The organism is Enemella evansiae (assembly GCF_002250705.1).
Taxonomy (GTDB): Bacteria; Actinomycetota; Actinomycetes; order Propionibacteriales; family Propionibacteriaceae; genus Enemella; species Enemella evansiae.
This window is the reverse complement of record NZ_NMVP01000001.1, coordinates 580,065-599,137: the sequence shown is the minus strand read 5'-3', so window position 1 is coordinate 599,137 and position 19,073 is coordinate 580,065. Positions and strand designations below refer to the sequence as shown.

Genomic DNA, 19,073 nt, shown 5'->3' with positions numbered 1-19,073 from the left:
GAAGTCGACTCAGCGAGAGCCGAAACGGCCCCGCCCGGCATCGACCGCTGCGAGGATCAACCCGATGATCATCAGCACCCCACCGATCGGGGTGATCGCACCCAGCCAGCGCACCCCGCTCAGCGCCAGCACGTAGAGCGATCCACCGAAGACCACCGCCCCGGCGAGCAGCAGCATCGGGGCTCGTCGCTGCCCGATCGCACCCAGCGCGAGCATCGCCAGGGCGGCGTACATCTGGTAGCGCACCCCGGTCTCGAAGACCGCCAACAGGTCCGGTGCGAGGCGGTCGGACAGCCCGTGCGCACCGAAGGCACCCAGGCCGACACCGATCGCTGCCAGGATCGCACCGGCTCGTACCGCGGCGACGGCAGGACCTCGATCATGGCCACTGCCCTGACGAGTGGGGGCATCGCTGGTCTGGGACATGATGGCAGCCTAGTTGTCATCCGCGGCGACCCACGACTGTCAACGGGGCGTCGTTTGTCACAATGGACCGACCCCCACGAGAGGCGACCATGGCAGCTCCCGAGATCGAGTTCCTCAAGGGCGTGTCGAAGCCGCACGCCTTCTATGCCGAGAATGTCCGCATGCTCGCCGAGGCCTACGGCCTGCCGCCGGAGACCGCGGCCCGGGTGCTGGACAACTTCGGCTATCACAACGTCGCCCGCGAGATGTTGCGTCCGCCCCAGGGCGATGCGCCCGAGGACGAGAACCTCAACCGCAAGAACTGAGGATCGCTAGCCTGTGGCGAGTGACTGAGCCCGCGATCGCCGTCCTGATCTCCTCCACCGGCACCGATCCCGACCTCGAACCGGTACGCCGCAGCGCGGCGGAGCTGGGCGGTCGGGTTGCCGAGGTGAGCGATCTCGGCACTCTCCCCGCCATCGAGGGGGCGCGACCGATCGGCCTGCACCAGGTGGAGGTCGCCGGGGCGCACTGGCGCGAACTCGGCAGGAGGCTCCGTCGGTTGGCCGAGCCGGCCGGTCAGCAGGTCGTCGTCCGTCCCGCCGACCTGAGCGTCGACGCGCCGCTGCTGGTGGTGATGGATGTCGACTCCACCCTGATCACCGCCGAGGTGATCGAGTTGCTCGCCGCCCGCGTCGGCCGCGAGGCCGAGGTCGCGGCTGTCACCGAACGGGCGATGCGCGGCGAGCTCGACTTCGCGCAGAGCCTGCACCAGCGGGTCGCGGTGCTCGAAGGGCTGCCGACCTCGGTGTTCGCCGAGGTGCGCGCCGCGGTCCGCCCCACCCCCGGCGTACCGGAGCTGATCCGCACCCTGACCGCCGCCGACTGCCCGGTCGGGGTGGTCTCCGGCGGCTTCGCCGAGATCGTCGAACCGCTGGCCGCCGACCTCGGCATCACCTACACCCACGCGAATCGGCTCGAGGTCGCCGACGGCCGGCTGACCGGCCGAGTGGCCGGGGCGGTGGTCGACCGGGCGGAGAAGGCACGCCGGCTGCGGGCGTACGCCGAGACCGCGGGGATCCCGCTGGAGCGGACGGTCGCCGTCGGTGACGGCGCCAACGATCTGGACCTGCTGGCGCTCGCCCGGTTGGGCATCGCGTTCAACGCCAAGCCCGCGGTCCGGGCGGCCGCCGATGCGAGCCTGACCGAACGGTTGGATATGCTGGCGCCGATCCTCGGCCTGCCGCTCTGACCCGCTGCGGCGTACGGCTCAGAGCCGGTCGCCGACCTGGTTGCCGTGCGCCTTGGCGTACGCCTCCACCTTGTCGAGATGGTGGTAGGCCTCGATGTAGCGGATCGTGCCCGAGGTGGAGCGCATCACCACCGAGTGGGTACGGGCGCCGCGGTCGGAGTGCCGGACGCCGTTGACCAGATCACCCTCGGTGATCCCGGTGGCCACGAAGAGCGTGTTGTCGCTGGAGACCAGGTCGTTGGTGTCCAGCACCTTGTCGACGTCGAGGCCGGCGTCGATGGTGCGCTGCCGCTCCTCATCGCTGGTCGGCTGCAACCGGGCCAGGATCCGCCCGCCCATCGCCTTCATCGCGCAGGCGCTGACCACGCCCTCCGGCGAGCCGCCGATACCGGCCATGATGTCGACGTCCTGCAGCTCGTCGGAGGCGGCCGCCACCGAGGCCGCGACATCGCCGTCGGTGAACATCAGGGTCCGGGCGCCGGCGGCGTGGATGTCGGCGACCAGCTGCTCGTGCCGCGGCCGGTTCAACACCGCGACCACGGTGTCCCCCACCGACTTGCTCTTGGCCCGGGCGACCTTGGCGATGTTGTCCGCGATCGGCGCATCCAGATCGATCTGGTCGGCGGCCTCGGGGCCGACGACGAGTTTGTCCATGTAGAAACACATCGTCGGGTTGTACATGCTGCCGGCGTCGGCGGCGGCGAGCACCGCGATCGAGTTCCGCATGCCCCAGGCCAGCAGCCGGGTGCCGTCGACCGGGTCGACCGCGATGTCCACCGCCGGGCCCTCACCGGTACCGACCTTCTCCCCGTTGGCGAGCATCGGCGCCTCGTCCTTCTCGCCTTCGCCGATGACGATGGTGCCGGACATCCGGACCGCGTTGAGCACCGCCCGCATCGCGTCGACGGCCGCCTGATCGCCGGACTCCTTCTGCCCGCGACCGGCCCAGGGGGCGGCGGCCAGGGCCGCGGCTTCGGTGGCGCGCATCAGATCGAGGCCGAGGTTGTGGTTGGGCAACAAGTAGGTCATCTCGTCCGACATGACGCCACCCTATCCATCAAACCAGGTACGGCAGGGCTGCGGCCACCAGCGCTGCCACCGGGAAGCTGAGCACGGTGGTCACGGTCACGGTGTCGGCGACCGTGCGGACATCGCCCCTGTATTCCAGTGCGAGCAGGAAGGCGTTCACCGCGGTGGGCATCGCACCGGACAGCACCAGGGCCTGCAGCGGTACGCCGGACATCCCGAACAGCAGTCCGACGCCCAGCGAGATCAGCGGCATCACCAGGACCCGCACGGCCGATCCGACGACGACCGCGCGGGTCAGGCGGACCCGTTTGCTGGCGCCGAGCTGGATGCCGAGGGCGAGCAGCACCATCGGCAGGGTCGCGGTGGCGAGCATCTCCACCCCGCGCATCACACCGGTGGGGAACTGGAGGCCGAGCAGGCGCATCCCCAGCCCGACGACGACGGCCCAGATCACCGGCAGCTTGAGCAGGCCGAGCATCGCCGACCGAGCCCCGCCGGCGGAGCCGAACAGCAGCGGCCCGACGATGAAACCGAGGATCATCGACACCAGGAACAGCAGCACGCTCTGGTCGAAACCCGCCTGCCCCAGGGCGAACAGCGCGATCGGCAGGCCCATGTTCCCCGAGTTGGAGATGGCCACGCTGACGATCACCGCGCGCCGGGTGGCGGGCGGGACCCGGCCGATCAGGACCGCGGCGAGCAGCGCGCCGACGACGGCGGCGACCAGATAGGCGAGCATCAGGCGTACGCCGACCGCACCGGAGACCTCGGTGGTGAGCAGCGAGTCCAGCACCATCGCCGGTACCAGGCCATGCAGGCTGATCTTGCTGATCGTGCCCGCATCCAGCTCGAAGAAGCGACCGAGCGCGAACCCCGCACCGGCCACCACCAGCACCGGGACGATCACATTGGCCAGGGCCAGCAGGATGCCCATCCGGCCTCAGAAATGCATGATCAGGCCACCGGCCCAGGTCGCGATCGCGGCCGCCGCGCACCCGAACTCGACCAGCAACCCGGCGCCGGTCGCCTTGATGGCCTGCCAGGACGCCCCCCACGCGGTCCGCGCGCTCTTCAACCGGGAGTACTCGCTGGCGAACAGACCCGCCACGAAGCCGATCAGCAACCCGACGACCGGGATCACGAACATGCCGATGATCCCGCAGATCAGCCCGATCACGATCGAGCGGTTGGGGATCTTCTCCCGGCGCAGCACCCGGCCGGTGATGAAGTAGGTGGCCAGCATGCCTGCCACGCAGAAGGCGGTGCCGATCCCGAACACGGTCCAACCGACCTGTCCGCCGATGACGATCGCCCAGACCAGCAGACCGGCGATCACCGTGATGCTGCCGGGCAGCACGGGCACGATGATGCCGATGATGCCTATCAGGCAAAGGATTCCGGTCACGATCGACGCAATGACGTCGGGACTCACGGACGCACCTCCTGCACGGGCCGGGATCGGGGCTCTCGGGCGATCCTAGTGGGGTTCGGCGTGACCCGGTCGCACTGCTGGCACGATGGGACCGTGGCTGACAGGAATGACGCGAGCAGTGGTGCGGGTGAGGTGGTGGCCGTCTTCGGTGGCCGCAGCGAGATCGGTCTGGCGATCGCCGAGCGGCTCTCCCCCGGCCGGACCGTGGTGCTGCTGGCCCGACCGGGGGATCTGAGCGGGGCTCGGGACCGATGTCTGGCGGCCGGGGCGGTGCGGGTCGAGACCGTCGAATTCGACGCCGACGACACCGCCGGTCACCAGCAACTGATCGATGAGGTCGAGGCACTGGCTGGCCCGATCGACATCGCGGTGCTGGCCTTCGGCGTACTCGGCGACCAGGAGCGGGCCGAACGCGACAACAATGCGGCGGTGGCGATCCTGCACACCGACTTCGTCGCCCAGGCCTCCCTGCTGACGGTGCTCGCCGAGCGGATGCGGCCGCGGCGCCGGGGCACGATGGTGGCGTTCTCCTCGGTGGCCGGGGTGCGGGTACGCCGGGCCAACTATGTCTACGGCTCGGCCAAGGCCGGGCTGGACGGTTTCGCCTCCGGGTTGGCGGACGCGCTGCACGGCAGTGGCGTACGCCTGATCATCGCCCGGCCCGGTTTCGTGATCGGGCGGATGACCACCGGGATGGACCCGGCACCGTTCTCCTCCACCCCGGCCCAGGTCGCCGACGCGGTGGTGCGCTCGATCGACGGCGGCCGCGAGGTCGAGCTGTGGATCCCCTGGCAGCTGCGGGCGATGTTCTCGGTGGCCCCGTTCGTCCCGCGGCGGGTCTGGCGGCGGATGCCGCGCTGATGCTCCCCACGCTCATCGAGTAGGTCGCGCAGCGACCGTGTCGAGATGACCTCAGGACTGCCGCGCGCGCCGCCCCACCCGCTCGAACTCGAGCCGCAGCTCGGCGAGCCGCTCCCGGTACCGGCGGACGTTGTCCAGCTTGATCTCCTCGTAGCCGCGGACCACGTCGGGCAGCTCGGCGATCTGGACCGCGAGGTCGAGGTTCTCGGTGGTCAGCTGATCGATCAACGCGTCGATGACCTGCTCGTACTCGGTGATCAGCTCGCGCTCCACCCGACGGACCTCACCGATGCCGAAGACGTCCAGTTTCGTGCCCCGCAGCCGCTTCATCGATCGCAGCGCCTTCAACGCCGGCGCGAACTTCGGGCCGAGGGTGATCTTGCCGTCCATGCCGAGGGCCCGCAGCATCGGCGGGTGCAGTTTCCAGCTGGCCTCCGCCCCGGGGCCGAAGGTGCGCTCCAGGTCGGCATCGAGATCGGGGAGCAGCGCGAGCCGGGCCACCTCGTACTCGTCCTTGTAGGCCATCAGCTTGTAGAGGTGCCGGGCGACGGCTTCGGTGAACGCCGTGGATCCGTTGCCCAGTTGGGATTCCGCGGCTCGGGCACGTGCGACCCGGTCGGCGAAGCGGCGGGCGTACGCCTGGTCGGCGTAGGCGGTCAGCTCGTCGACCCGCAGGGCGATGGTCTCGTCGAGGGTCCGCGGGCCGGTGCGGCGTTCGGCGGCGTGCAGGGCCGGTGCCTGCGGTTCGGCGACGGCCTGGCGGCCACGGCGGAACGCCTGCAGGTTGGCCTCGACCGCGACCCCGTTGAGGCGGATCGCCTCCTCGATCGCCTCCGCCGGCAGCGGAATGGCTCCCTGCTGGTAGGCGGCACCGAGCATCAGCACGTTGGCGTACTGGTCGTTGCCGAACAACCGCGTGGACAGATCCCGGGCGTCGAGCTGCACGGCATGCTCGGCACGGGTGGCGTCGACGACCGGGGCGAGCACCACCTCGGCGCTCGGGTTGTCGGCCGCGACATCGGAAACCATCTGTCCGGTGGGAATCCGCGAGGTGTTCAGCACCGCGATGGTGCGCTCGGTGGCGGTGACGGTGAGGTTCCGCGGATCGGCGGAGACCAGGTGGTCACAACCCAGGTAGAGGTCGCACTCCCCCTGGCCGATCTTGCTGCTGGTCGGCGTACCGCGGCGGGCGAAGCGCACATCGGAGACGACCGCACCGCCCTTCTGGGCGAGCCCGGTCTGATCGAGCGAGCGCACCTGCCAACCGGCGATCAGACCGGCGTTGGCGAGCAGCTGGGAGACGGTGACGATGCCGGTACCGCCGATGCCCATCAGCCGGACGGCGAACTCGTCGGCACCCACCAGCGGCTGCGGATCGGTGAAGGCGTCGGCGTCCAGCGGGCCGGAGGAACTGCTGCCCTGCGGCTTGCTGCCGTCCGGCACGGTGACGGTCATGAAAGCCGGGCAATCCCCCTCCAGACAGGAAAGATCGAGGTTGCAGGAGGACTGGTGGATGCGGGTCTTGCGCCCGAACTCGGTGTCCACCGGGTGCACCGAGAGACAGTTGGACTTCACCCCGCAGTCACCGCAGCCCTCGCAGATCCGCTCGTTGATGAAGACCCGGGTGTTGCTGCTGGGGATGGTGCCGCGCTTGCGGCCGCGGCGCTTCTCGGTGGCGCACTGCTGGTCGTGCACCAGCACGGTCACCCCGGGGGTGTCGGCGAGCACCCGCTGGGCCTCCTCGAGCCGGCTGCGGTCCCAGACCGGCACGTCGGCCGGCAGCCGGACGTCGCGGTAGCGGGAACGGTCCTCGGTGGTGACGATGATCTTCGCGACGCCCTCGGCGCGCAGCACGTCGACGATCTGGGGTACGCCCATCCCGCCGACGGCACGCTGGCCGCCGGTCATCGCGACCGCGGAGTTGTAGAGCAGCTTGTAGGTGATGTTCGCACCCGAGGCCACCGCGCCGCGGATCGCCAGCGAACCGGAGTGGTCGAAGGTGCCGTCACCGAGGTTCTGCACATAGTGGTCGCGCTCGGTGAACGGCGCCATGCCGACCCACTGCAGTCCCTCGCCGCCCATCTGGGCGAGGCCGGTCACCTCACCGACCTGGCGCGGATCCATCATCAGCACCAGTGCATGGCAACCGATGCCGGCACCGGTGAGACTGCCCTCGATCGGGCGGGTGGAGCTGTTGTGCGGGCAACCCGAACAGAAGTAGGGCGCGCGCTGCACCAGCGGCAGGTCGATCCGGGTGCTGGTGGTGCGGACCGCACCGGGGCTGGTTGCCGGGGTCGACTCGACCGCGGCGGCCCGCGCGGCGGCGGTGACCTCGGCGGGGTCGGGCTGTTCAGCCAGGGCACCGGTGTCGGTGAGCCGGCGACGCAGTGGCGCGAGGATGGCGTCGGAGTCGAGTTCGCCCCAGGACTGCACGAGTTGTCTGCCGGCCGGGTCCTGCTTGCCGGTCACCCGCGGGCGCACCGCTGCGGCGTACAGGATGTCCTTGATGGCAGCCTCCAGGAAGGACCGCTTCTCCTCCACCACCAGGATCTCGTCCAGGCCGTCGGCGAACTCGCCGATGACCGATTCCTCGACCGGGAACACCATGCCCATCCGCAGCAGCCGGATCGGGGTCCCGGTGAGGTCGTCGGCGTCGATGCCGAGGCGGCGGAGTGCTTCGGTGAGTTCGAGGAAGGTACGCCCGGAGGCCACGATGCCGATCCGGTCACCGGGGGCGGCGCCGATGATCCGGTTCAACCCGTTGAGACGGGCGTATTCCTTTGCCAGCCTGGTTTTCCGGCCGTACTGCTCCTGTTCCAGCGGGGTGAGATGGGGCTGCAGCAGGCGGGAGGTGGGCTGGTGGGTACGCCCGCCCTGCGGTTCGATCGGTGCGGGCCGGTCCCGGTCCAGGTCGACCGGGGAGGAACCGTCGGCGACGGCGGTGGCGATCTTGACCCCGGTCCACAGCCCGGTGATCCGGGAGAGTTCGATGGCGTGCAGGCCGAGGTCGATGACGTCCTGGGAGTCGGCGGGGTCGAGGAAGGGGATGTTGAAGTCCGCCATCGCGAACTCCGAGGAGCACGGCAGGGTCGAGGATTTGGCGGCCGGGTCATCGCCGACGAACAGCACCGCGCCGCCATAGCGGTGGGCGCCCATCAGCGCGCCGTGCCGGATGGCGTCGGCGGCCCGGTCCAGGCCGGGGGCCTTGCCGTACCAGAGCCCGACCACTCCGTCGTGTTTCGCACCCTCGAAGTTGTTGACCAGCTGGCTGCCCTGCAGCGCGGTCGCCGCGGACTCCTCGTTGAGCGCCGGCTGGACGACGATCTGATTGGGGTCGAGGAGCTTCTTGTTGCGCAGCAGTTCGAGGTCGTAACCGGCCAGTGGCGAGCCCTCGTAACCGGTGATCAGGGTGGCGACATCCAGGCCGGCCGCCAGATCGCGGCGATGCTGCTCGATGGGCAGCCTGGTCAGGGCGTGGATGCCGGTCAGCTGCACCCGTCCACTCGTCGCCTCGTAACGATCCTCCAGGCGGGGACGCTGCGGGGTCTGAGTCATCGGGTGCTCCTCCTTGAGTGGCCAACGGTTCGCCGACGAGCATAACTCCTGACCACTGGAAGCGGTACTCAGGTACCTCGCCTAGTACCGCTACCAGGTTGGTTGAGCGAGCGCAGCGAGTCGAAGCCACCACGCTCATCGAGTAGCGCGGCATGTGGAGCGAAGGGGAGCAATGCCGCGCGTGTCGAGATGAGCCCCTGCGCTAGGACATGCAGTAGTCCGGTTCTTGACGATTGCAAACCCAGTCCCACTGGGTTTGATCATGGATCTTCAGCACTACTGCATGTCCCAGCGCACCGCCGTGCGTCAGTCGCGGACGCGCACCGAGACGAGTTCCCCGACAGGCAACTCGGTCGTCGGGCCCGTGCGCTGGAACGGCAGCGTGCCGGTCTGCCCGAGCGCGGACCATGTGACCTGCCAGTGCGTGGTGGCGCTGATCTGGTAGCTGCCGGGCTTGGACGGCTTCTGGTAGACGTGGTCGCAGCTCGGCGATCGGGCACCTGGTTGGACGGCGTTGTTGTAGGGGGTGGTCCGCCCGCAGAACTTGGTCGTGCCGTCGCCGAGGCGGAACTCTGTGGTTGTCCGGCGGGCCGTGAGGGTCATCGTCAGCCCCTGCTCGGTGACCGTGGTCGTGTACGAGTCGGGTCCGGTGGTCCACAGCCAGACCGGGTAGCCGACGACCATCATCTGCCACTCGTTCCTGGTGTGGTCGGGACCGGTGTACGCCGTGGGCGCCGGAATCTCCAGCCGGGCCAGCACCTGCTGCGCGACCACACGCGGATCCGGGGGCGGTGGCGGCCCCGCTACCGGTACGGGCGCCGGCGCCGGTCCCCCACAATCGACCGGCGGCCCACCGATCAACCCACCGCAGCTCTCCACCGGTGGTATCCCAGCAGCCACCCGCGCCTGATCCCGCGGGCTCAACGGCCGATCGATGACGGGATTGCCATTGGACGGCTGGCCGTTCTTCCTTCCGATGCCGGGAGCAGGTCCGCCTATGACCTTTTTGACCAGTTCGGACAGACCTACGATGCCGCTTTGATCAGTCTGAATGTTCGTATTTCCTCGACCGAGATTCATCGAACTGCATCGCGGGTCGGTGGTGGGGCACGGCGGTGGAGGGGGGCCGGCGTGCGTCTGCGATACTTGGGTTGCGCCGATCAACACGATCGCGAGGACGGCTGCGATCAGAAGTCGCATGAGTCAACTACTTCGCTGACAATGTCGACGACCTTGACGCGAGAGTCAATAACCCGGCCGTACACGTATCCCACTGTTCGAGTGCCCTTCTCCGTGACACCGCCCTCTGTCCACGTGGTTTTGGTTCGGTCTTCGCAGATACGAAGGGTGAGCTGGGGGTCATAGTCCAGACTCACCAAACCAGGAGTCGCTTTGACTCGGGTCGTACCGCGCCCCTCTACCGTGTAACCACGCTTCTTTTGGTCCTGAAGGCCGGTTCGGTACTTCACCAAGAAGCGTTCCGCAGCCACCCCCTTGATCACATCGCTCACGTCATCCGCGCCACCGGCAACAGCCATTCGTTCCATTTCATCGAAGGCCGTCCGATATGCCTTCTCCGCCTGTGCGGACAGCTCCTCCTGACTGGGCGTCGGTGAGGCACTCGGCGTGGGCGGGTCCGGTGCGACGCTGGTGACCGGCGGCGGCACACTCGTACCGGTCGGTGGACGGTCCGGCGTACAGGCCGCAGCCAGCGGCAACAACACCAGCGCAGCGAGCGCCGTGCGCGTGGAACGAGCAATCACAAGAGCCCCCCGAGGGTGTGGGTCGAATCACATCCTGCCAAGGTCCGTCACCCCGCGGTACCCCCTTATCCACAGGGTCGCCCCGCGCGATCCATCTGCTTCCGACCCACAAACCAGATCAGAACGCGATGAATCACCACCCAGACCCCGTGCGACACTGACGCCGTGGACCTGCTCAAGCATCTCCGCTATTTCGTGGCGGTGGCCCGGACCGAGCACATCGGCCGGGCCGCCGAGGAACTCGACCTGGCGCAGCCGGCGCTGAGCCAGCGGGTGAAGGCCCTGGAGGCCCATCTCGGCGTACCGCTGGTCGAGAAGGCCGGCCGGGGCATCCGGCTCACCGACGCCGGGCACCGGGTCGCCGAGCGCGCCGCGGCCGTCGTCGATTCCGCCGACGGTCTGGCCAACGGGCTGGTCGATGTCGACGCCGATGCGATCCCGGTCGGCGTACCGGCCACCCTCACCCCGGCCCGCTTGCACGCAATGGCGACCGCGCTCGACCAGGCGCTGACGCCGCGAAACTGTGTCCTGCAACCGATTCCGGCCGCCGAACGGGGCGCCGCCCTGCGTGCCGGCCGGATCGCGGCCGCCCTGTTGCCCACCCCCGCGGCCGGTGATCTGAGCCTGCCGCTCGGCATCGCGCTGCCACCGCGGCATCCGCTGGCCGGGATGCCGGCGTTGCATCCCAGCGACCTGAGCGAGCACCGGTTGCTGATCCTGGACGAGGATGCCGGGCTCCGGGAGGTGCTCACTGCCGAACTGGACCGGCACGGTTACGACCCCGGTGGCTGTGTCTGGGACACCCCACCGACCGCCGCGCTGGCCCGCGCGCTCGCCGGTGAACCCTGCCTCACCGATCCCCGGCACGCCCTGGACGGCGGCCTGCACTGGATCCCGCTGGTCGGCCTCGACCTGCGGCGTCGGCTCAACCTGGTCTGGCGTGCCGGTACCGGGCCCGGTGAACCGAGCCGTGCCGTCGCGGCGCTGGCGGCCACCCTGGAGGGCGATGTGGCACCACGCAGCACACCCCGGCCCAGCCAACCGGCCGCCACCGTCGCCCAGATCCGCGATGTCTGGCGGGCGGTGGACGTCGTCGGTGGGCTGCACGCTCGCGATCTGCGCAGCGGTGCGATGCTGGCGGTCGACGCCGACGATGCCTGGCCGATGGCCTCGGTGGCGAAGGTACCGCTCGGGATCGCCCTGCACCGGGCCGCCGACGCCGGCCTGCTCGGCCTGGACCAGGCGCTGACCCTGCGACCCGACGGCCGGACCAGCGGCACCACCGGCATCTCGGCGATGGCCGATCCGGTCCGCCTGTCGCTGCGCGACGCCCTCTACCTCGCGCTGACGATCAGCGACAACGCCGCGGCGGACGCGATCTGGGACACCCTCGGTGCCGACCGCGTGCAGCACCTGCTGCGCCAGGTGCTGCCGCCGGATCAGGTACGCCTGGGCGAGGCGACCAGGGACCTCTACGACCGGCTCACCTTCGGCGGGTCGTTGGACGGCCCGTACGCCTGTCGCGCGACTGCCGCCGGCGCCACCCGGATGCTGGAGCTGATCTGGTCCGACCAGGCCGCCTCGCCCGCTGCCTGCGCCGCCATCCGCGATCTGATGCGGCGCCAGGTGTGGGCGCATCGGCTGGCCAGCGGCTTCCCGGCGGCCGACCTGGAGGTGGCGGGCAAGACCGGTACCGCCGGTGATCACCGGCACGAGATCGGCGTGGTCTCCTATCCCGACGGTCGCCGCTATGCCGTCGCGGTGTTCACCCGGTTGCAGCAGGAGACACCGCACCATCGGTGGGACTGGGCGATCGGTGAGACCGCGCGATTGGCTGTGAATGCCTTGCGCCGCAGAGATTCCGACGACTGATCGCATTCGTTGATCGATCGTATTCGGCACTGCATGGCGCGGATCACATTCCTGGTTTGGATTTCCACCCGCCGACTACGCTCGCCGCATGCGTGCGCTGATGTTCACCAATCGGATGCTGGCCTTCGTCATGGTGAGTGTGTTCGCAGGGTTGCTGGTGGCAGGCCTGGTGGTCCCGTTCGCCGGAATGGCAGGCGCGGCGAGCAGGGCGGCCGCGACCGGCATGAACACCCTGCCGGCCGAGTTGGAGACGCCACCGCAACCGCAGCAGTCGAAGGTCCTGATGGCCAACGGCGAGGTGTTGGCCACCTTCTGGGAAGAGAACCGGATCTACAAACCTCTCTCCGAGATCAGCCCGCTGATGCAGCAGGCGCAGATCGCGATCGAGGACAACCGGTTCTATGAACACGGCGCGATGGACATCCGCGGCACGCTGCGCGCGCTGGTGACCAACACCTCCTCCGACAACACCCAGGGTGGTTCCACCCTCACCCAGCAGTATGTGAAGCAGGTCCAGATCGGGATCGCGAAGCAGGCCGGTGACGAGGCCGGGATCGCGGCTGCCCAGGCACCGACGGTGTCCCGCAAGATCCAGGAGCTGCGCTATGCGGTCGCGCTGGAGAAGCGGCTCACCAAGGATCAGATCCTGGAGCGCTATCTGAACATCGCCTACTACGGCGACGGTGCCTATGGCGTCGAATCGGCTGCCCGGCACTACTTCAACACCACCGCGAAGGATCTCACCCTCGACCAGGCGGCGATGCTGGCCGGGCTGGTGCAGAACCCGGCCGCGACCGACCCGGTGAACAACCCGACCATCGCGACCGAGCGCCGCAACGTGGTGCTGAACCGGATGGCGGAGCTGAACATCGTCACCCAGGCCGATGCCGATGAGGCCAAGAAGGTCCAGTTCGACCCGTCGAAGGTGCAGAACTATCCCAACGGGTGTGTCGGGACCCGCTATCCGTTCCTGTGTGACTATGTGAAGCGTTCGCTGGAGAAGATGCCGGCGCTGGGCAACACCCCCTCCGAACGTCTGGACACCCTGAACCGTGGCGGGTTGACGATCCAGACCGAGATCGATCCCACGACCCAGGATGCCGCCGAGAGGGCGATCTCGGACAACATCGACCCGCGCGATCCGGTCATCTCGACGATGAGCATGATCCAGCCCGGAACCGGGCTGATCCTGGCGATGGCCCAGTCCCGACCGGTGATGGGCAGTGACGCGGCCGCCGGTGAGACCTACTACAACTATGCCGTCGGCGGCCCGAACAGCGACGACCCCATGGGCGGTGCCGAGGGGTACCAGGCCGGATCCACCTTCAAGGTGTTCGCCGCGGCCGCCGCACTCCAACAGGGGCGGGGCTTCGGGACCACCTACAACGCACCGAACACGATGGACTTCGGTGGCCAGACTTTCTCAAGCTGTGAAGGGGATTTCCGACTTCCCGGTGACTGGCGGGTGAGCAACTCAACCAGCCGGAACGGCACCATGAACCTGGTCGAGGCGACCTCCTGGTCGGTGAACACCTACTACGTCCAGCTGATCCGCGATGTCGGGGGCTGTGCGGCGACGACGATGGCCCGCGACACCGGGATCGAACTCGGCTCCTCGGGTGATGTGGTCGAGCAGTTCGCCGACAAGCCCTCGTTCGTGCTCGGTTCGGCCGAGGTGACACCGCTGTCGGTGGCCGAGGCGTACGCCACCTTCGCCGCCCGCGGCAAGCACTGCGAACCGATCATCATGAAGTCGATCACCGACAAGAACGGCAAGGACATCCCCGTGCCCAGCGCCAACTGCAAGCAGGTGATGGAACCGCAGGTGGCTGATGCGATGAACGCGCTGCTCGGCGAGGTGATGAACGGAACCGGCAGCCCGGCACGGATTCCGGGTGGTTACCCGCAGGCCGGCAAGACCGGCACCACCGACGACAACCAGGCCGTCTGGTTCGCCGGCTACACCCCCGAGGTCGCCGGGGCCGCGATGATCGCCATCGACAAGACCAACTCCTACTGGGAATCCAACCGGTACAACCGCAGCACCCCCTCGCTGAAGGGGATCCGCCTGCCGGCCTCCGGGTTCTGGATGGAGGGTTCCGGCGGCGGCGACGTCGGTCGCAACGTGTACGCCCCGGCGATGCGCGCCTATCTGCGCGGCGAACCGGCGACCCGGTTCGCCACCCCACCGGCCGACCTCACCCGTGGCGGTAGCAGCGGCAATCAGCGACAGGGTGGCTGACCGACATCAACCCGCGCTGAGTGCCTCGGTGCGCCGGTACCCGGTGTCCAGGTCGGTGATGTGCACCGTGACGATGCCATTGCGGTCGATCACGTAGCGCTCCTCGACCTCCGGTCCCGGTTCCCGCCGCCAGACCGCACCCGGGTCGAGGGTCTCGGCGCGCTGCAGGTCGGGATCGAAGGGGAAGGCGACCTGCCCGAACGGCACCAGATCCCCGCGCGGCTCACCCGCCTCGTCCAGGGCGGCGTACTCGACGAAGCGGAAGACACCCAGATTGTGCGCGGCCCGGTAGCGCCGGGTGACGATCAGTTCGCTGCCCTCCGGCAGGGCGGCGGCGCGGTCCAGGATCGGGTCGAACTGCAGCCGCTGGCCCGCGCTGCCCTCCCGGAACACCCCGAAGCCGCGACTCAACCGGTCGGTGAGGGAGAAACCGGACTGCTCGTCGACCGAGATCGCCAGCCCGATCGCGGTCGATGCCGCCGGATACGGTGACCGGTGCACCCGGCGGCCGAAGCGTTCCCGCAACAACCGGGGCACCATCGGCAGCCCGGACCCGCCGCCGACCAGATAGATCCCGGCCACATCGGCGAGTTCGTCGGCGCCGTCCAGCCCACCGACCAGCGGCGCCATCGCCTCGATGCTGGTCTGCACCAGCGGGGCCGCGGCCGCATAGAAGTCGGCGACCTTCAGCGTCACCTCCGCGGTCCCACCCGAGCCGTCCGGGACGTCCAGCGCGATCCGCCGGGACTGCGGGGACAGCCGCTCCTTCGCCTCCCGGCAGTCGGCCAGCAGGGTGTCCAGCTCGCGGGCGGTCAGGGCGGCGACATCGGCTCCCGCGGTGGCCAGCGCCTGGTCGACCAGGATCCGATCGAAGTCGTCGCCGCCGAGATTGTTCAACCCCAGCGAGTCGAGCACCTCGTGCGCCGTCCCGTCGACCCGGACCAGGGAGGCGTCGAAGGTGCCACCGCCGAGGTCATAGACGATCACCCGGCGACGCTTCGATGTAACCGTGCGGGCCTGCCGATGGGTGTATTCGAAACCGGCCGCCGAGGGTTCGTTGAGCATCCCGTGCACGGTGAAGCCGGCCCGTCGAAACGCTTCCAGGGTGAGGAATCGCTGCGCGGAGTGGGCATGCGCCGGTACCGCGATGGCGCAGCTCTCCAGTGGTTCGGCGCTCACCGACGACGCCTCGGTGATGGCCTCCCGCAGCGCCTGCAGATGGCTGACCAGCAGCTCCAGCAGCGGGATCGGTGCGCCGTCCAGTTCGATCGTGGTCTGCGGCCCGACCTCGGCCGCGGCGAGCGCACGCTTGAACGAGCGCAGCACCGGCGCACCCTGCTCGGCGGCCGCCAGCGCATCGAATCCGTGCACCAGGCGGCCGTCCTGGATCGCCACCACGGAAGGAAAATGGTCCTGCGGGTCACCCCACTGATCGGTGAAGCTGACCACGGGATAGTTCCCGCGATCGACGTAGGCGACGATCGTGCGCGTGGTCCCGAAGTCAACGCCCAGGTGCATGGCTCGAGCCTAACAACCGAATCACCCGGAGCGGGGGTTGATCGACAGGCTCAGCCGAGCGCCGGATCGGGCCGTGCGGGCGGCTCACCGCGTACCCCATCGGTCTGCCCGCGGGCCAGCCAGGCGAGCAGCGCATCCCGGCCACCACGCAGCGTCGTCTCCCCCGCACCGAGCACCAGGTCCTCACCCTCGTCGGTGATCAGGCGTACCCCGCTCCCCCAGTCCTTGCCACTGCTCATCCCGACGCAGAGCAGCAGGCCGTCCTCCTGGGCGTCCATGTCGGCCTCCGCCAGCGTCCACAGGGTGTCCAGGTCATGGTGGTGCAGGATCACCTCGGTGATCCGCAGCGCCGGTACCGCCCAGGCATTGAGCGGGCCGAAGGTCGCCTGCACCACCTCGGTGTCGACACCACCGGAGAGTTCATCCAGCGCGGCCCGGAGCCGGTCGCTGGCGGCGTGCAGTTCCTCCTTGAGCTGCTGCCGTGGCAGGGCGGCGCGCTCGTCGATCGCGGCGTTGCGGGCTTCCTTGGAGGCGTACATCGGCGTCTCCTCACCGGTCCGCGCCCAGTGCGCCAGGTTGGCCATCGCGTCGGCATTGCCGATCAGATGGCCGATCACCTGGGCGCGGCTCCAGCCCTCGCACAGCGACGGTCCGCGGAGTTCGTCCTCGGCGAGGCTGTCGACGGTGGCGAGCAGCATCCCGGTCTCCCGGTCGAGCCGATTGAGGTCGCCGGGCAGCAGTGCCTGTCGCTTGAACGCGCCGATGGGTTCCATGGCGCCAGTCTGCCCCCGGGTGACGGTTCCCACCAGCGGACCAAGGGCTATTCCCAGTGCTGACCAAGGCCCCCGGCCACGTACCCGGTTTCACCGCTAGCATCCACAGGTGCCATCGACGACCGCCGCGCACGGCTCCCACCAGCGCCCGAACGTGCTCCGGGATGCCAGCTGGTCGGCGGTGATCGCCGGTTTCGTCGCGGTGGTCGTCTCGTACGCCGGGCCGTTGCTGGTGGTGCTGGAGGCCGCCCGGGCGGCCGGATTGTCGGCGCAGCTGACCGCCTCCTGGGTGTGGGCGATCTCGGTCGGGTCCGGATTGTGCTGCCTGGCGCTGTCCTGGGCGACCCGGCAGCCGGTCATGGTCGCCTGGTCGATCCCGGGCGCCGCCCTGCTGATCGCCGTCCTGCCCGGTTACGTCGCACAGAACCGGTTGGGTGAGGTGATCGGCGCCTATCTGGTCGTCGGCGTACTCTCCGCGCTGCTCGGCGTCACCGGATTGTTCGGCCGACTGATCGCCGCGATTCCGCGGCCGATCACCGCAGCGGTGCTCGCCGGTGTGCTGTTCCCGTTCGCGATCAAGGTGGCGAATGCGGTGATCGCGGCGCCGTTGGTCGCCGGTGGGCTGCTGCTCGGTTACCTGCTGGGCCGTCGATTCCTGCCACGGTACGCGGTGTTCGTCGCGATGGCGATCGGGGCGGTGCTCGCGGTGGCCAGCGGGTCGACGCAGGCGCTCGAGGTCCGGTTCGCGCTGACCACCCCGGTCTGGATCACTCCGGCGTTCTCGCTGGATGCGATCCTCGGGCTCGGGATCCCGTTGCTGATCGTCACCGCGGCCGGACAGAACGCGCCCGGGCTGATCGTGATGCACACCTCCGGTTACGAGGCGAACGACCGGCTGCTGCTCGGCAGCTGCGGGGTGGCCTCGGCGATCTTCGCACCGTTCGCCTGCCATGCGCTCAATCTGGCGGCAGTGACGGCGGCGATCGCGACCAGCCGGGAATCCCATCCCGATCACGACCGGCGCTATGTGGCCGGGATGTCGTGCGGGGTTTTCTACATCATCGGTGGTTTCCTGGCGACCTTCATCGTCTCGCTGTTCTCGGCGATCCCGGCGGGCATGATCACCGCGCTGGCGGGCGTCGCCCTGCTCGCACCGCTGCAGAACTCGCTGTTCGACTCGATGCACGAAGGGCCGCACCACCGGTCGGTGATCGAGGCGGCGCTGATCACCCTGGCGGTGACGCTGTCGGGGATCCAGCCGTTCGGAGTGGTGTCCGCGTTCTGGGGGCTGCTGGCCGGGGTGGCGGCGTACGCCCTGCTGCGCCCGCACGACCACCGGCGCCGGACACAGCGAACGGGCGCCGCCGGGCCCGAAGGCACCGGCGGCCGACCCGTTCGGTGAGTGGCGCCGCTCAGCTCAGCGCGGCGGAGGCGGAGTCGTAATCGGGCTCCTGGCCGATCTCGGGCACCAGTTCGCTGTAGGTGACGTTGCCCTGCTCGTCGAGCACGACCACCGAGCGCGCGAGCAGACCCTGCAGCGGGCCGTCGGTCATCGTCACGCCGTAGTCGGAGCCGAAGCTGGACCGGAAGACCGATCCGGTGACCACGTTATCGATGCCCTCGGCGCCGCAGAACCGGCCCAGCGCGAACGGCAGATCCGCCGAGACGCAGAGCACCTTGGTGTTGTCGAACCCGGCAGCGAGTTCGTTGAACTTCCGCACGCTCTGTGCGCAGGTCGGGGTATCGACGCTCGGGAAGATGTTGAGCACCAGCCGGGAGCCGGTGAAGTCGCTCAGCTTGACCTCCGAGAGGTCCTGGCCGGTGACGGTGAAGTCGGGTGCCGCCTGGCCCTGGGCCGGCAGGTCACCCACGGTGTTGACGGGATTTCCCTTGAAAGCAGTAGTCGCCATGGCCCATGTCTAGCACGCTTCCGGCAACCCGACGCGCGGGGCCGTCTGCTGATCGGGGCGTCAGCCGAAGCGGACCCGGTTGCGCTCCCTGGCCTTGGCCGCCTCGACCTCCCGGTCCTTCGGCGGGGCGGTGGTGACGAGGGTGTCGAGCAGCCGTTGGGTGGCTTCGGTGACCTCGGCGACGGCCCGGTCGAAGGCGTCCTGGTTGGCCTGGGACGGCTTGGTGGACCCGCTGATCTTGCGGACGTACTGCAGCGCGGCCGCCTGCACCTCGTCATCGGTGGCGGGCGGGGCGAAGTTGTGCAGGGTGCGGATGTTGCGACACATGGTTCCTCCGATCGGTACGCCCCCAGTCAAGCGCACGGCACCGATTGGTCAAGGGCTGCGAGATCGCCGGCTCGGCCCGAACGCTGGGACATGCAGTAGTCAGAATTGACCGGTTGGCAACCCCAGTCAGAGCG

17 protein-coding genes are annotated in these 19,073 nt (G+C 69.1%); 6 read left to right on the top strand and 11 right to left on the bottom strand.

Annotation, left to right across the window (positions count from 1 at the left end; all coding sequences use genetic code 11):
- Nucleotides 1-9: 9 nt before the first annotated feature.
- On the bottom strand, nt 10-426 hold the full coding sequence (locus BI335_RS02835; protein ID WP_094429583.1) for a DUF423 domain-containing protein: 417 nt from the start codon (nt 424-426) through the stop codon (nt 10-12).
- 89 nt (nt 427-515) lie between these two features.
- On the opposite strand from BI335_RS02835, the gene BI335_RS02830 reads away from it, so the two are divergent.
- Together BI335_RS02830 and serB are read left to right on the top strand one after the other, a co-directional pair.
- The gene (locus tag BI335_RS02830) at nt 516-731 is read left to right on the top strand and encodes a hypothetical protein (RefSeq protein ID WP_094429720.1); all 216 of its coding nucleotides are present in this window, start codon (nt 516-518) and stop codon (nt 729-731) included.
- Nucleotides 732-751: 20 nt separating this feature from the next.
- Nucleotides 752-1,657 carry a phosphoserine phosphatase SerB gene (gene serB / locus BI335_RS02825; protein WP_229119402.1) on the top strand — a complete coding sequence of 302 codons (906 nt, stop codon included), beginning with the start codon at nt 752-754 and terminating at the stop codon, nt 1,655-1,657.
- Between the two features lie 18 nt (nt 1,658-1,675).
- On the opposite strand, the gene glpX is transcribed toward serB, so the two are convergent.
- Genes glpX through BI335_RS02810 form a run of 3 tightly spaced genes read right to left on the bottom strand, consistent with a single transcriptional unit; the run spans nt 1,676 to nt 4,118 of the window.
- The gene (glpX, locus tag BI335_RS02820) at nt 1,676-2,698 is read right to left on the bottom strand and encodes a class II fructose-bisphosphatase (protein WP_094429582.1); all 1,023 of its coding nucleotides are present in this window, start codon (nt 2,696-2,698) and stop codon (nt 1,676-1,678) included.
- A 16-nt stretch (nt 2,699-2,714) separates the two neighbouring features.
- Nucleotides 2,715-3,620 carry an AEC family transporter gene (locus BI335_RS02815; protein WP_094429581.1) on the bottom strand — a complete coding sequence of 302 codons (906 nt, stop codon included), beginning with the start codon at nt 3,618-3,620 and terminating at the stop codon, nt 2,715-2,717.
- A gap of 6 nt (nt 3,621-3,626) precedes the next feature.
- The gene (locus BI335_RS02810) at nt 3,627-4,118 is read right to left on the bottom strand and encodes a DUF456 domain-containing protein (protein ID WP_094429580.1); all 492 of its coding nucleotides are present in this window, start codon (nt 4,116-4,118) and stop codon (nt 3,627-3,629) included.
- A gap of 93 nt (nt 4,119-4,211) precedes the next feature.
- Between BI335_RS02810 and BI335_RS02805 the strand changes: the two genes are divergently transcribed.
- A complete protein-coding gene (locus BI335_RS02805; RefSeq protein ID WP_229119401.1) occupies nt 4,212-4,979 on the top strand; it encodes an SDR family NAD(P)-dependent oxidoreductase in 768 nt (255 codons plus the stop codon).
- A 51-nt stretch (nt 4,980-5,030) separates the two neighbouring features.
- Here BI335_RS02805 and BI335_RS02800 read toward each other — a convergent pair whose 3' ends face one another.
- From BI335_RS02800 to BI335_RS20940, 3 genes are all read right to left on the bottom strand, one after another.
- On the bottom strand, nt 5,031-8,534 hold the full coding sequence (locus BI335_RS02800) for an indolepyruvate ferredoxin oxidoreductase family protein (protein ID WP_094429579.1): 3,504 nt from the start codon (nt 8,532-8,534) through the stop codon (nt 5,031-5,033).
- A 306-nt stretch (nt 8,535-8,840) separates the two neighbouring features.
- Nucleotides 8,841-9,308 (bottom strand): hypothetical protein, encoded by a 468-nt coding sequence (locus tag BI335_RS02795; RefSeq protein WP_094358415.1) that lies wholly within the window; start codon nt 9,306-9,308, stop codon nt 8,841-8,843.
- Nucleotides 9,309-9,721: 413 nt separating this feature from the next.
- Nucleotides 9,722-10,297: a hypothetical protein gene (locus tag BI335_RS20940; protein ID WP_144008543.1), complete on the bottom strand. Its 576-nt coding sequence runs from the start codon at nt 10,295-10,297 to the stop codon at nt 9,722-9,724.
- Between the two features lie 165 nt (nt 10,298-10,462).
- On the opposite strand from BI335_RS20940, the gene BI335_RS02790 reads away from it, so the two are divergent.
- The gene (locus tag BI335_RS02790; protein ID WP_094429578.1) at nt 10,463-12,169 is read left to right on the top strand and encodes a serine hydrolase; all 1,707 of its coding nucleotides are present in this window, start codon (nt 10,463-10,465) and stop codon (nt 12,167-12,169) included.
- An 88-nt stretch (nt 12,170-12,257) separates the two neighbouring features.
- Nucleotides 12,258-14,411 carry a transglycosylase domain-containing protein gene (locus BI335_RS02785; RefSeq protein WP_094429577.1) on the top strand — a complete coding sequence of 718 codons (2,154 nt, stop codon included), beginning with the start codon at nt 12,258-12,260 and terminating at the stop codon, nt 14,409-14,411.
- Nucleotides 14,412-14,417: 6 nt separating this feature from the next.
- Here the strand turns inward: BI335_RS02785 and BI335_RS02780 are convergent, their stop codons facing one another.
- Nucleotides 14,418-15,929: an Hsp70 family protein gene (locus BI335_RS02780; protein WP_094429576.1), complete on the bottom strand. Its 1,512-nt coding sequence runs from the start codon at nt 15,927-15,929 to the stop codon at nt 14,418-14,420.
- A 50-nt stretch (nt 15,930-15,979) separates the two neighbouring features.
- Entirely contained in the window at nt 15,980-16,702 is a 723-nt protein-coding gene (locus tag BI335_RS02775) for a maleylpyruvate isomerase N-terminal domain-containing protein (RefSeq protein ID WP_094429575.1), read from the bottom strand.
- A 109-nt stretch (nt 16,703-16,811) separates the two neighbouring features.
- On the opposite strand from BI335_RS02775, the gene BI335_RS02770 reads away from it, so the two are divergent.
- On the top strand, nt 16,812-18,104 hold the full coding sequence (locus tag BI335_RS02770; protein WP_229119400.1) for a benzoate/H(+) symporter BenE family transporter: 1,293 nt from the start codon (nt 16,812-16,814) through the stop codon (nt 18,102-18,104).
- A 10-nt stretch (nt 18,105-18,114) separates the two neighbouring features.
- Here BI335_RS02770 and tpx read toward each other — a convergent pair whose 3' ends face one another.
- Nucleotides 18,115-18,612, bottom strand: coding sequence for a thiol peroxidase (gene tpx, locus BI335_RS02765; RefSeq protein ID WP_094429574.1), 498 nt, complete (start codon nt 18,610-18,612; stop codon nt 18,115-18,117).
- Nucleotides 18,613-18,672: 60 nt separating this feature from the next.
- Entirely contained in the window at nt 18,673-18,939 is a 267-nt protein-coding gene (locus BI335_RS02760; RefSeq protein WP_094429573.1) for a DUF2277 domain-containing protein, read from the bottom strand.
- Nucleotides 18,940-19,073 lie beyond the last annotated feature (134 nt).